The organism is uncultured Sphingosinicella sp. (genome assembly GCF_963974575.1).
Classification (GTDB): domain Bacteria; phylum Pseudomonadota; class Alphaproteobacteria; order Sphingomonadales; family Sphingomonadaceae; genus Sphingosinicella.
The window spans coordinates 506,169-518,338 of sequence record NZ_CAXBBQ010000001.1 but is presented as its reverse complement, the minus strand read 5'-3'; the positions used below and the strand labels follow the sequence as shown (position 1 = coordinate 518,338).

Annotated in this window: 9 protein-coding genes; 5 read left to right on the top strand and 4 right to left on the bottom strand. The window is 65.5% G+C overall.

Annotation, left to right across the window (positions count from 1 at the left end; translation table 11 throughout):
• Position 1: 1 nt before the first annotated feature.
• The 4 genes from rimO to serS all read right to left on the bottom strand — a co-directional run bounded on the left by rimO (position 2) and on the right by serS (position 4,983).
• The gene (gene rimO / locus AAC014_RS02605) at positions 2 to 1,330 is read right to left on the bottom strand and encodes a 30S ribosomal protein S12 methylthiotransferase RimO (protein ID WP_339703793.1); all 1,329 of its coding nucleotides are present in this window, start codon (positions 1,328 to 1,330) and stop codon (positions 2 to 4) included.
• A 533-nt stretch (positions 1,331 to 1,863) separates the two neighbouring features.
• A complete protein-coding gene (locus AAC014_RS02600; protein ID WP_339703792.1) occupies positions 1,864 to 2,898 on the bottom strand; it encodes a M23 family metallopeptidase in 1,035 nt (344 codons plus the stop codon).
• Positions 2,899 to 2,947: 49 nt separating this feature from the next.
• Complete coding sequence (surE, locus tag AAC014_RS02595) at positions 2,948 to 3,715, bottom strand: 5'/3'-nucleotidase SurE (protein WP_339703791.1); 768 nt, start codon at positions 3,713 to 3,715, stop codon at positions 2,948 to 2,950.
• Complete coding sequence (gene serS, locus AAC014_RS02590) at positions 3,712 to 4,983, bottom strand: serine--tRNA ligase (RefSeq protein WP_339703790.1); 1,272 nt, start codon at positions 4,981 to 4,983, stop codon at positions 3,712 to 3,714. Before serS ends, surE begins: the two co-directional genes overlap by 4 nt.
• Before the next feature lie 93 nt (positions 4,984 to 5,076).
• Between serS and AAC014_RS02585 the strand changes: the two genes are divergently transcribed.
• From AAC014_RS02585 to AAC014_RS02565, 5 genes are all read left to right on the top strand, one after another.
• Complete coding sequence (locus AAC014_RS02585; RefSeq protein WP_339703789.1) at positions 5,077 to 5,517, top strand: host attachment family protein; 441 nt, start codon at positions 5,077 to 5,079, stop codon at positions 5,515 to 5,517.
• 42 nt (positions 5,518 to 5,559) lie between these two features.
• Positions 5,560 to 6,480: an ABC transporter ATP-binding protein gene (locus tag AAC014_RS02580; protein WP_339703788.1), complete on the top strand. Its 921-nt coding sequence runs from the start codon at positions 5,560 to 5,562 to the stop codon at positions 6,478 to 6,480.
• Positions 6,480 to 8,069: an L-aspartate oxidase gene (gene nadB / locus AAC014_RS02575; protein WP_339703787.1), complete on the top strand. Its 1,590-nt coding sequence runs from the start codon at positions 6,480 to 6,482 to the stop codon at positions 8,067 to 8,069. Before AAC014_RS02580 ends, nadB begins: the two co-directional genes overlap by 1 nt.
• A gap of 36 nt (positions 8,070 to 8,105) precedes the next feature.
• Entirely contained in the window at positions 8,106 to 10,922 is a 2,817-nt protein-coding gene (polA, locus tag AAC014_RS02570) for a DNA polymerase I (protein ID WP_339703786.1), read from the top strand.
• 153 nt (positions 10,923 to 11,075) lie between these two features.
• Positions 11,076 to 12,170, top strand: coding sequence for a PstS family phosphate ABC transporter substrate-binding protein (locus AAC014_RS02565; RefSeq protein WP_339703785.1), 1,095 nt, complete (start codon positions 11,076 to 11,078; stop codon positions 12,168 to 12,170).

Below are 12,170 nucleotides of genomic sequence, written 5' to 3'. Positions count from 1 at the left end.
CTTAAGCGGGAACGCCGAACAGGTCCGTCTCGTCGGCATCCTCGATGCGCACGCGTACGATGTCACCCGGCGCGACATCGGCATCGCGCAGCAGCACCTGGCCATCGATCTCCGGCGCGTCCCACTGCGATCGCCCGGTCGCGCCGCCTTCGTCGTCGGCTTCGTCGATGATCACGTCGATCTCGCGGCCGATACGGCTTTGCAGGCGCGCAGCTGAAATCCGGGCCTGCGCCGCCATGAAGCGGTGCCAGCGCTCGTCCTTCACCTCTTCGGGGACGGCGCCATCCAGCGCGTTCGCGGCGGCACCTTCAACGGCTTCGTATTTGAAGCAGCCGGCGCGATCGATTCCCGCCTCTTCCAGCCAGTCGAGCAGGTACTGGAAATCCTCTTCCGTCTCGCCAGGGAAGCCGACGATGAAGGTGGAGCGGATGGCGAGGTCGGGCACTTGCGTCCGCCAGGACCGGATGCGCTCCAGCACCTTCGCCTCGTTCGCGGGCCGCGCCATGCGTTTCAGCACCGCCGGGCTCGCGTGCTGGAACGGAATGTCGAGATAGGGCAGCACCAGCCCCTCTGCCATCAGCGGCATCAGCTGATCGACGTGCGGATAGGGGTAGATGTAGTGCATCCGCACCCATGCGCCGAGAGATCCGAGATCGCGCGCAAGGTCCGTGATGTGCGCGCGATACTCGCGCCCGTCCCACTTCGACGCTGCGTGACGGATATCGACGCCGTAGGCCGACGTATCCTGGCTGATGACGAGCAGTTCCTTCGTCCCCGCCTCCACCAGCTTCGCCGCCTCGCGTACCACGGCGGCGGCAGGCCGGCTGACGAGGTCGCCGCGCAAGCTCGGGATGATGCAGAACTTGCAGCGGTGATTGCAACCTTCGGAAATCTTCAGATACGAATAGTGGCGCGGGGTGAGCTTCAGCCCCGCCTCCGGTACCAGATCGACGAACGGCGAGGGCACCGGCGGCGCGGCCTCGTGCACGGCCTCGACGACGGCCTCATACTGATGCGCGCCCGTCACCGCGAGCACGTCCGGGAAGCGCGCGCGGATCACGTCCGCCTCGTTCCCCATGCACCCGGTCACGATCACGCGCCCGTTCTCGGCGATCGCCTCGCCGATCGCGGCAAGGCTTTCTTCCTTCGCCGAATCCAGGAACCCGCAGGTGTTCACCAGCACAACGTCCGCGCCCGCATAGTCCGGGCTCATCGCATAGCCGTCCGCGCGAAGCTTGGTCAGAATCCGCTCGCTGTCGACCAGCGCCTTCGGGCAGCCGAGCGACACCATGCCGACCTTCGGCGGCGCGGGGAGCGTTTTCACGGTCATGAGACGCGCGCCACTGACGGAAAAAGGGCTGAGACGCAAGAGGAAGTAGCGTCCTGAAATGTATTGATGGGTAGATACTAAGCGGGGGCCTTGGAGGCCGTAATCTCGGCTAACGCGGACTCGTATTGTGCGCGATTGAACTTGAAAGGTCCAAACGTAGTATAATCACGGTTCTGTCGATGTGGCTGATTGAAGCCTCTCCAGATCACATGACCGTCGTCTTGCTCGATATGCATTACGAGCGGCCAACAGCCAGCCTCTCCGCATTCGCAGAATAATGCGTAGATTCGTCCTTGCTCGCAGTCTCTGGCGGGCTCTCCCTGACATGAAAAATTGTTTGCGATCGAACTGAGTTCTGAATGGGAAGGTACAATGCCGCCGTATCCTCCGGCGGGATCAGTGTACCCTTGAGCTTTCTCGAAAGCTGTAGCGAGGTCTACCAAACTCACCCTGTCGATACAGGGTATGAAAGAGACGTCACCATCATTCGTATGGCCGCGTTCAAAGCTCAGTACGTTTATCATAGCCCATCCTCACCCCGCCCCCGGCAAAAGCGGCAGCGGGTCGACCGGCTTTTTGCCCTGGCGGATCTCGAAGTGAAGCTGCGGCTCGTCGACGGAGCCGGTCTTGCCGACGCGGGCGATGGGGTCGCCCTGGCGCACGGTGTCGCCGCGGATCACGAGCAGGTCTTCGGCGTGGGCATAGGCCGTCACCCAGCCGCCATCGTGCTTCAGCAGCACAAGGTTGCCGAAGCCCTCGACTGCGTTTCCGGCATAGACGACCACGCCGTTCGCTGCCGCGCGGATCGGTGCGCCTGCAGGCGCACGGAGGTTGATGCCGTCGTTGTAGAGCCCGCCCGATTTGGCGCCGAATCGGCTGATGAGCTTGCCCTCCACGGGCGCCATGAAGCGGCCGTTGAAGGCGGGCGGTGGGGGTAGCGCGGCCACGGCCTGCGGGGGCGCGGTTTCGCCTGCGGGGTGTGCTGCAGCGGCGGCTTCGGTCGCAGCGGGTTCGCTGCCGTTGATCAGGTCGTCGATGTCGATGGTGAAGGCGGCGGCGCGTTCGGCGAGCGTCATCTCGCGCACCTGCGCCTTCGTCGGCAGCCGCAGCCGCTGGCCGACGCGGAGCGTGTAGGGCGCTTTCAGTTCGTTGGTGGTGACGATGCCTTCCCAGTCCACGCCATAGGCGCGCGCGATGGTGATGCCCGTCTCGCCCGCCTTCACCGTGTGATAGCGCCCGCCCGGGATGGTGAGCACCTGCCCCACCTCGATCGTGTAGGGCGGCGCGATCCTGTTCGCCTGTGCGATCGCCTGCACCGATGATCCCGTGCGCTGCCCGATGCCGGAGAGCGTATCGCCGCGCACGACGGTGACCGTCTGCTGCGGCACGTCCACCGCATCCGCCACAACCTTCACGGGCTTCCAAGGCGCACGCTTGGGCGCGGCCGGTGTGGGGGTAGCCGTGCTTTCGATCGGCTTCTTGGGCGTCGGCACGGGAAATTGCGGCCGCGACGGGGCCGAGCAGGCGGCGACGAAAAGCAGGACGAGCGGAACGGCGAAGCGGAACATGGGTAAGTCTCTAACCCGGTGCGATACGGATTTGAATCGCCGATCGCGCCTAAGAGATGTGCTTCACCGCATCTTTCAGCGAATCGAGCGTTTCGTAGTGCGTCAGGTCGAGGTGAAGCGGCGTCACCGCGATCAAGCCCTCATGCGTCGCCTGCAGGTCGGTCAGGTGTCCGGCTTCCGTCGCCTCGCGGCCGAGGCCGAACCAGTAATAGGTGAAGCCGCGCGGATCGACGCGCTCCTCGATGGCGGTGGCGCCGTAGTCGCGGAAGCCCTGCTCGGTCACGCGCACGCCCTTCACCGCGTCCGGCGCGACGGCGGGGAAGTTCACGTTCATGAGCACGCCCTTCGGCCACGTCTTCGCGGCGAGCGCGCGCACCACCGTGGCGCCCCATTTCGCCGCCGTCTCGAACGCCTCAACGGCGCGCATCGAACCGAGGCACTGGCTGAGCGCGATCGCGGGCACGCCATACAGCGTCGCTTCCATCGCCGCCGACACCGTGCCCGAATAGGTGACGTCCTCGGCAAGATTCGCACCGCGGTTGACGCCCGAAAGCACGAGATCGGGCGGGCTGTCCTTCATCAGCAGGCCGAGCGCCATCATCACGCTGTCGGTCGGCGTGCCGCGCACCGCGAAGCGGCGCTCGCCGTGCTTCTGCAGGCGGATCGGCTGCGACAGCGTCAGCGAATGGCCCGCGCCCGATTGTTCCTCGGCGGGCGCGACCACCCAGATGTCGTCGCTGAGTTCGCGCGCGATCGCTTCGAGCACCGCCATGCCGGGGGCATGGTAGCCGTCATCGTTGGTCAGCAGGATTCTCACGGCCGCAGCGCCTCCAAACCGCCCATGTAGGGCCGCAGCACTTCGGGGATCGTTACCGATCCATCTGCCTGCTGGTAGTTCTCGAGCACCGCGACGAGCGTGCGGCCGACAGCGAGGCCGGAGCCGTTCAGTGTGTGGACAAACGCCGTACCCTTCTCGCCCGCCGCGCGGTGGCGCGCGTTCATGCGCCGCGCCTGGAAGTCGCCGCAGTTGGAAACGCTCGAAATCTCGCGGTAACAGCCCTGCCCAGGCAGCCAGACCTCAAGGTCGTATGTCTTGCGCGAGGCAAAGCCCATGTCTCCAGCGCACAGCAGCATCACCCGGTAGGGAAGGCCGAGCGCCTGCAGGATGCCCTCGGCGCATTCGGTCATGCGTGCGTGCTCGGCTTCGGACTGGTCCGCCGCCGCGATCACCACCATCTCCACCTTCTCGAACTGATGCTGGCGGATCATGCCCTTGGTGTCCCGCCCCGCCGAGCCCGCCTCGGCGCGGAAGCAGGGGGAAAGCGCGGTCAGCCGCAGCGGCAGGCTCGCCGTATCAAGGATCTCGGCCGCCACGAGGTTGGTAAGGCTCACCTCGGCGGTGGGGATCAGCCAGCGGCCGTCCGTCGTTTGAAACAGGTCTTCAGCGAACTTCGGAAGCTGGCCGGTGCCGTACACCGCTTCGTCGCGCACCAGCAGCGGCACGGCGGTTTCGGTGAAGCCGTTCTCCACCTGCCGGTCGAGCATGAACTGCGCGAGCGCGCGGTGAAGGCGGGCGACGCCGCCGCTCATCACCGCGAAGCGCGCGCCGGAAAGCTTCGCGGCACGCTCGAAATCAAGGCCGAGCGGCGCGGCGACGGCATCGTGCTCCTTCACCTCGAAATCGAAGGTGCGCGGTTCGCCCCATGTCTTCAGCACCACGTTTGCGGTCTCGTCCGGCCCTTCCGGCACATCGGCGGCGGGCAGGTTCGGAATGGCCGAAAGCTGCGCGTTCAGCGCATCGGAAAGCGCGCGTTCCTTCGCTTCAAGGTCGGGAATGCGTGTCTTTAGCTCACTCACCTCTGCCATCAGCGCGGAGGCGCTCTCTTCGTCCTTCTGAGCCTTCGCGGCCCCGATTGCCTTCGAGGCCTCGTTGCGCCGCGTCAGCGCGGCTTGCAGCGTCGTCACGGTCTCGCGCAGCGCGGCGTCTCGGCCAAGAATGTCCGCCGACAGGGGCGCCAGCCCCTTGCGTGCTAGACCCAGATCAAATTCGGCGGGGTTTTCCCGGATATAACGGATATCGTGCATGGCGAAGGCTCTATGGAACGGGTGCCTTTGGCCCGCAACCGGTTTCGCCTTGCTTCGTTTAAGCTTCACACACAGGCAGAAAAGGGAGAGGCCATGATCCTCCAGCACAAGACCGAGATTTGCGTCGCCGACGGGCGCAAGCTGCTCCTCCTCGTCAACGAAGGCGACACAAAATTCCCCGATCTGCAGGTGATCCGCGAGGAAGAGCAGGACCTCCGCCCCGACCGTGAGCTTTCGACCGACAGGCCGGGCCGCAGCTTCCAGAGCGTCGGCGCGCGGCGTAGCAGCTATGAGGAAACCGATTTCAAACAGCTCGCCGAGGATCGTTTCGCCGCAGAGGTTGCCGAAATCCTGAAAAAGCGCGCGCTTGGCGGCAAAACCGACCGTCTCATCATCATCGCGCCGCCAGCGACGCTCGGCGAGATGCGCAAGCATTATCACAAGGAGGTCTCGGGCCGCATCGTCGCCGAGATCGCCAAGGAAGCGACGAATCTGCCGCCTGATGCCATCGCCGCAATGGTGGAGGCCGCGTAAGTCGCTTGGCGGGCATGGACGTCCGCGCTATGCGAGGCGTCCATGCAGCCTGCCATCGAAATCCGCGACCTCGAAAAAACCTATTCGGACGGCAAGCGCGCCCTGAAGGGCGTCAGCTTCGATGTGCCGCGCGGCCAGATTTTCGGCCTTCTGGGCCCCAACGGCGCGGGGAAGTCCACACTGATCAACATCCTCGCGGGCCTTGTGAACAAGACCGGCGGCAGCGCGCGCATCTGGGGCTTCGACATTGATGAAGACCGCAGGAACGCGAAGCGCGCGATCGGCATCGTGCCGCAGGAAATCCTGTTCGATGCCTTCTTCACGCCGTTCGAGACGCTGGAAATCCACGCCGGGCTCTATGCCGTGCCGAAGGCGGAACGCCGCACCATGGAAATTCTCCGCGCGCTCCGGCTCGAGGACAAGGCGCACGCCTACGCGCGCACGCTCTCGGGCGGCATGAAGCGGCGCCTGCTGATCGGCAAGGCGCTCGTCCACAATCCGCCGATCCTGATTCTCGACGAGCCCACCGCGGGCGTCGACATCGAGCTGCGCCAGCAGCTCTGGTCCTACGTGCGCCAGCTCCACGCAGCAGGCACCACGGTCGTGCTCACCACGCACTATCTCGAAGAGGCGGAGGAGCTTTGCGACCGCATCGCCATCATCAACAACGGCGAGGTGGTGGCGAATGACGAAACGCACGCGCTCCTCGCCAGCGCGCAGGAAAAGTGTCTGATCGTCACGGTGGACCGCGACCTCGATACCCCGCCCGCCGGTCTCCCTGCCGAAAAGATCGAGCTAAAGGGCGCGCGCCAGCTTATCCTCACCTACAATCGCGGCGCGCTCACCGCGGGCGAGCTTCTGCAGGCGATCAGCGCCACCGGCCTCGGCGTCGTCGATGTCTCGACACGCGAGGCGGACCTTGAAGACGTGTTCCTTCACCTCACGCGGCAAGTGGCCGCGTGATGCAGTTCGACGTTCTCGTCATCGGCTCCGGCGCCGCGGGGCTCACCTGCGCGCTCAACCTCGCGCAGCGCTTCAAGGTGGGCGTGCTGTCGAAGGCAGACCTCTCCGCCGGGTCCACGTCGTGGGCGCAGGGCGGCATCGCCGCCGTGCTGGAGCCGGGTGATACGTTCGAAAGCCATATCGAGGACACGATGGTGGCGGGCGCTGGGCTCAACCATCGCGACATTGTCGAGTTCGTCGTTGAGAACGCCCCCGCCGCGATCGAGCGGCTCGCCGAGATCGGCGTGCCCTTCAACGCAGGCGGCACCGAGCGCTGGCACCTGACGCGCGAAGGTGGGCACAGCCACCGCCGCATCGTGCACGTCGACGACGCGACCGGCTGGGCGGTGCAGCAGGCGCTCGAAAAGGCCGCTGCCGCCAGCCCCAACATCACGTTGCTGCCGGACAGGGTGGGAATCGATCTCGTCACCAGCCGCCATGGCGAGCGCTATTCGGGCGACGGACACGTCTGGGGCGTCTACGCGCTCGACCGGGCCAGCGGTCGTGTCGAGACGCTGACGGCGCGCGCGACGGTGCTCGCGACCGGCGGCGCGGGCCGCACCTATCTCTTCTCGACCGCGCCGCGCGGCGCCACGGGGGATGGCATCGCGATGGCGTGGCGCGCGGGCTGCCGCGTCGCCAACATGGAATTCATGCAGTTCCACCCAACCTGCCTTTACAATCTGGAGGTCAAGAACTTCCTCATCACCGAAGCGGTGCGCGGCGAGGGCGGCCACCTGAAACTACCGCCCGGCGTTCCCGGCGGCGGCGAGCGCTTCATGCCGCGCTTCGATTCGCGCGCCGAGCTTGCCCCCCGCGACATCGTCGCCCGCGCCATCGACCACGAGATCAAGCGCCTCGGCCTCGACTACGTGCACCTCGATATCAGCCACATGGGCGCCGATTTCGTGAAGGGCCACTTCCCGAACATCTACGAGAAGCTGCTTTCGCTTGGCATCGATATGACGAAGGACCCGATCCCGGTCGTCCCCGCGCAGCACTATACGTGCGGCGGCGTCGTCATCGACCGCGACGGCCGCACCGACCTTCCCGGCCTTTACGCGGCGGGCGAGGTCAGCCACTCCGGCCTCCACGGCGCCAACCGCCTCGCCTCCAACTCGCTCCTCGAATGCTTCGTGTTCGGGGAAGCGGCGGCGAAGCACATCGCCGCGAACTGGGACGGGCTGGCCGCGCCGCCGCCGATCCGCGCGTGGGACGAAAGCCGCGTGACGGATTCGGACGAAGAAGTCGTCATCAAGCAGAACTGGACGGAAATCCGCAGGTTCATGTGGAACTATGTCGGCATCGTCCGCACCACGAAGCGGCTGGAGCGCGCGCAGCACCGCATCAAGCTACTCACAGGCGAGGTTGAGGATTTCTACGGCCACTTCCGCGTCACGCCCGATCTCATCGAGCTGCGCAATCTGCTGATGGCCGCCGACCTCATCGTCCGCTCGGCACTCCGCCGCCACGAAAGCCGGGGCCTCCACTACACGCTCGACTATCCGCAGCCATCGCCGGTCGCGGAGGACACGGTGCTGATCCCCTAGTCGCCAAGCTGGGCGGGGCTTGCTAAACGCACCTTCATGACCGACTCCCCCCAGCATCTCTACCTCGTCGACGGGTCGAGCTTCATCTTCCGCGCCTACCACCGCCTGCCGCCGCTCACCGATCCCGAAGGCACGCCCGTCAACGCCGTGTTCGGCTTCACCGCGATGCTCTGGAAGCTGATTGAGGAGCTGAACCGGGGCGAGGGGCCCACGCATCTGGCGGTCATCCTCGATGCCTCGAAGCACAGCTTCCGCATGGAGATCTACCCCGAATACAAGGCGAACCGGCCGGAGCCGCCCGAGGACCTGATCCCGCAGTTCCCGCTGATTCGCGATGCCGTGCGCGCCTTTTCCGTGCCGTGCATCGAGGAGATCGGCATCGAGGCCGACGATATCATCGCCGCCTACGCCGTGAAGGCGCGCGCGGACGGCATGAAGGTCACCATCGTCTCGTCGGACAAGGATCTGATGCAGCTCGTCGGCGGCGGCATCGACATGCTCGATACCATGCGCGACCTCAGGATGGACGTCGCCCACGTCGAAGAGAAGTTCGGCGTGCCGCCCGGAAAGGTCGGCGACGTGCTGGCGCTGATGGGCGACGCGGTCGACAACATCCCCGGCGTGCGCGGCGTGGGCCCCAAGACAGCGACGCAGCTTATCCAGCAGTTCGGCGACGTCGAGACACTGATCGCTCGCGCATCCGAGATCAAGCGCGACAAACTGCGCGAGATGATAACATCAAGCGTCGACGCCATCCGCATGTCGCGCGTGCTCGTCACCTTGAAGACGGACTGGCCGCTGCCCGAGCCGATCGAGACCTTCGCGCTCAAGGATCCGCCGCATGAGCCGCTCTCGGCATTCTTCAAGAAGCATGGCTTTCGCACGCTCCTCTCCAAGCTCGGGAAGCACGCGGCGGTGGAAGCGGCAGGCGGCGCGCCGGGTGCGGCGCTTCCCCCGCCCGATGCCTTCTCGCCGCCCCTGCTGCCCTTCGCGCACGACACGTACGAGACCGTCGCGACGCTCGAGGCGCTCGACCGCTGGATCGCCGAGGCGCTGGCGGTCGGCACTGTCGCGGTCGATACCGAAACGGACAATCTCGATGCCATGCGCGCCAACCTCGTCGGTGTCAGCCTCGCGACCGCGCCGAACCGCGCCTGCTACATCCCGCTCGGCCATGTCGCGAGCGAGGGGCTGCTCGGCGAAACACCGGTGCAGGTGGACCGGGCGGAAGCGCTCGCCCGGCTGAAGCGGCTGCTCGAAGATCCCGCGACGCTGAAGGTCGGTCAGAACCTCAAGTACGACATGCTTGTGCTCGCGCGGCAGGGCATCGGAATCGCGCCGTTCGACGACACGATGCTGATGTCTTACGCGCTCGATTCAGGCAAGGCGCTCGAAAACGGCGGCCCGATGGGTCACGGCATGGACGGGCTTTCGGAGCGGCTGCTCGGTCACAAGCCAATCGCGTTCAAGACGGTCGCGGGCACCGGTAAGGCGCAGATCACGTTCGACAAGGTGCCGCTCGATGCCGCGACGAAATACGCCGCCGAGGACGCCGATTGCACGCTCCGTCTCTGGCAGCATCTGAAGCCGCGCCTGTGGCGGGAAAAGCTCACGCGAGTTTACGAATCGCTCGAACGCCCGCTCGTTCCCGTACTGATGCGTATGGAGCGGCGCGGCATCAAGGTGGACCGGGCAGCGCTCGCGCGCCTTTCGGCGGACTATGCGCAGGGCCTCGAGCGGCTGGAGGCAGAAATCCACACGCTTGCGGGCGCGCCCTTCAATGTTGCCTCGCCCCGCCAGCTCGGCGAGATCCTGTTCGAACAGATGGGCCTGCAGGGCGGCAAGAAATCAGCCAAGACCGGCGCTTATTCAACCGACGTGGATGTGCTCGATCGGCTCGCCGGCGAAGACGTGGAGATCGCGCAGAAGGTGTTGGATTGGCGCCAGCTCGCCAAACTCAAGTCCACCTACACCGATACGCTGCAGGAACAGATCAACCCTGAAACGGGCCGCGTGCACACCAGCTACGCGCTGGCCTCCACGACCACGGGGCGCCTCTCCTCCACCGATCCCAACCTCCAGAACATCCCCGTTCGTACCGAGGAAGGCCGCAAGATCCGAGACGCCTTCGTGCCGGAAGCGGGCAATGTGCTGCTCTCGGCCGACTACAGCCAGATCGAGCTGCGCCTGCTTGCCGAGATGGCCGAGATTCCGGCGCTCCGCCAGGCGTTCGCGGACGGTCTCGACATCCACGCAATGACAGCGTCCGAAATGTTCGGCGTGCCCATCCAGGGCATGGACCCGTCCGTACGCCGCCAGGCGAAGGCGATCAACTTCGGCATCATCTACGGTATCTCGGCGTTCGGCCTCGCGCGCAACCTCGGCATCGATCGCGGTGTCGCTGGCGACTATATCAAGCGCTATTTCGAGCGCTTCCCGGGCATCCGTGACTACATGGAGCGCACCAAGATGAGCGCGCGCGATCACGGCTATGTCGAAACGCTGTTCGGCCGCCGCGTCCACACGCCGCTCATCAAGTCCTCCAACCAGGCCGAGCGCGCCTTCGGCGAGCGCGCCGCGATCAACGCACCGCTGCAGGGCACAGCCGCCGACATCATCCGCCGCGCCATGGTCCGCATCGAAGATGCGCTCGAAGCCGAAAACCTGTCAGCCGCACGGATGCTGCTGCAGGTGCACGACGAACTCGTGTTCGAGGTTCCCGTGGACAAGGCGGCAGCGGCGGGCACGGTCATCAAGCGCGTGATGGAGGATGCCTGTGCGCCGATCGTCGAAATGACGGTCCCCCTCGTCGTCGAGGTCGGCACCGGCCAAAACTGGAACGCCGCGCATTAAAGACTCCCTCTCCCCACCCGGGGAGAGGGTTGGGGAGAGGGGCAAACAAGAGTAGCTGTCATGCATCCGACATTTGTCTGTCACCAAAGCGTCATTGAACACGCCTAGGGGCGGCGTCAGAACAGGTCATCCTTGAAGCGGAGACGAAATCCCATGCGCACCACCAGCCTTGCTCTTGCCGGTATCGGTCTTCTGGCGCTCGCCGCCTGCGATTCGTCCCCCGCGCCCACACCGCCGCAGGGCGGCGATACGGCTGCGACGGGCGGCATCAACGTTTCTGGCCCGGCGCTGCGCATCGTCGGCTCCTCCACCGTCTACCCATTCACCACGGCAGTCGCTGAGAACTTCCGCCGCAAGTATCCGGCGGCGGCGGCGCCGATCGTCGAATCGACCGGTACCGGCGGCGGCATCAAGCTGTTCTGCGGCGGCGTCGGAACGCAGCACCCGGACATCGCCAACGCCTCCCGCCGCATCAAGAAGAGCGAGGTCGAGCTTTGCAACGCCAACGGCGTCAAGCAGATCGTCGAAGTGCAGGTCGGTATCGATGGCATCGCCGTCGCGCAGGCGAAGTCGGATGCCGAGATGGACGTGACGCCCGCGCAGATTTTCCTCGCGCTCGCTGCCACGAAGCCGGACGGCTCGAAGAACGACGTTACCACGTGGAACCAGATCGATCCGAAGCTGCCGAACCGCAAGATCGAGGTGCTCGGCCCGCCGCCGACCTCGGGCACGCGCGACGCTTTCAATGAACTCGTCATGGAAGCTGGCTGCGCCACCTTCGCGAACCTGAAGGCGCTGAAGGATTCGAACGAGGACGAATACAAGACGCGCTGCACGAAGCTGCGCGAGGACGGTGTCTATGTGGAGGCTGGCGAGAACGATAACCTCATCGTACAAAAGCTGGTGGCGAACCCCACCGCGCTCGGCGTCTTCGGCTATTCTTATCTCGAAGAGAATCTCGACAAGATCGAGGGCGTGAAGATGAACGGCGTCGCGCCAGAGTATGAAGCGATCGCCAGCGGAACCTATCCCGCCTCGCGCCCGCTCTACATCTACGTGAAGGGCGAGCATGCTCGCGCCAAGCCGGCACTTGCGGTGTTCCTGCAGGAATACACGAGCGAAGCGGCGTTCGGGCCCGAAGGCTATCTCAAGGCACGCGGTCTCATCGCCGAGCCTGATGCCGAGCGCAAGGCGAGCGCCGCCGCTGCGGCCGCGCTGACGCCGCTCGATATTGCCGTCCTCAAGTAG

What these genes read in the sequence shown, in the direction of transcription:
- rimO (WP_339703793.1), bottom strand. Translation starts at nt 1,330, where the DNA reads ATGACCGTGAAAACGCTCCCCGCGCCGCCGAAGGTCGGCATGGTGTCG.
- AAC014_RS02600 (WP_339703792.1), bottom strand. Translation starts at nt 2,898, where the DNA reads ATGTTCCGCTTCGCCGTTCCGCTCGTCCTGCTTTTCGTCGCCGCCTGC.
- serS (WP_339703790.1), bottom strand. Translation starts at nt 4,983, where the DNA reads ATGCACGATATCCGTTATATCCGGGAAAACCCCGCCGAATTTGATCTG.
- AAC014_RS02585 (WP_339703789.1), top strand. Translation starts at nt 5,077, where the DNA reads ATGATCCTCCAGCACAAGACCGAGATTTGCGTCGCCGACGGGCGCAAG.
- AAC014_RS02580 (WP_339703788.1), top strand. Translation starts at nt 5,560, where the DNA reads ATGCAGCCTGCCATCGAAATCCGCGACCTCGAAAAAACCTATTCGGAC.
- nadB (WP_339703787.1), top strand. Translation starts at nt 6,480, where the DNA reads ATGCAGTTCGACGTTCTCGTCATCGGCTCCGGCGCCGCGGGGCTCACC.
- polA (WP_339703786.1), top strand. Translation starts at nt 8,106, where the DNA reads ATGACCGACTCCCCCCAGCATCTCTACCTCGTCGACGGGTCGAGCTTC.
- AAC014_RS02565 (WP_339703785.1), top strand. Translation starts at nt 11,076, where the DNA reads ATGCGCACCACCAGCCTTGCTCTTGCCGGTATCGGTCTTCTGGCGCTC.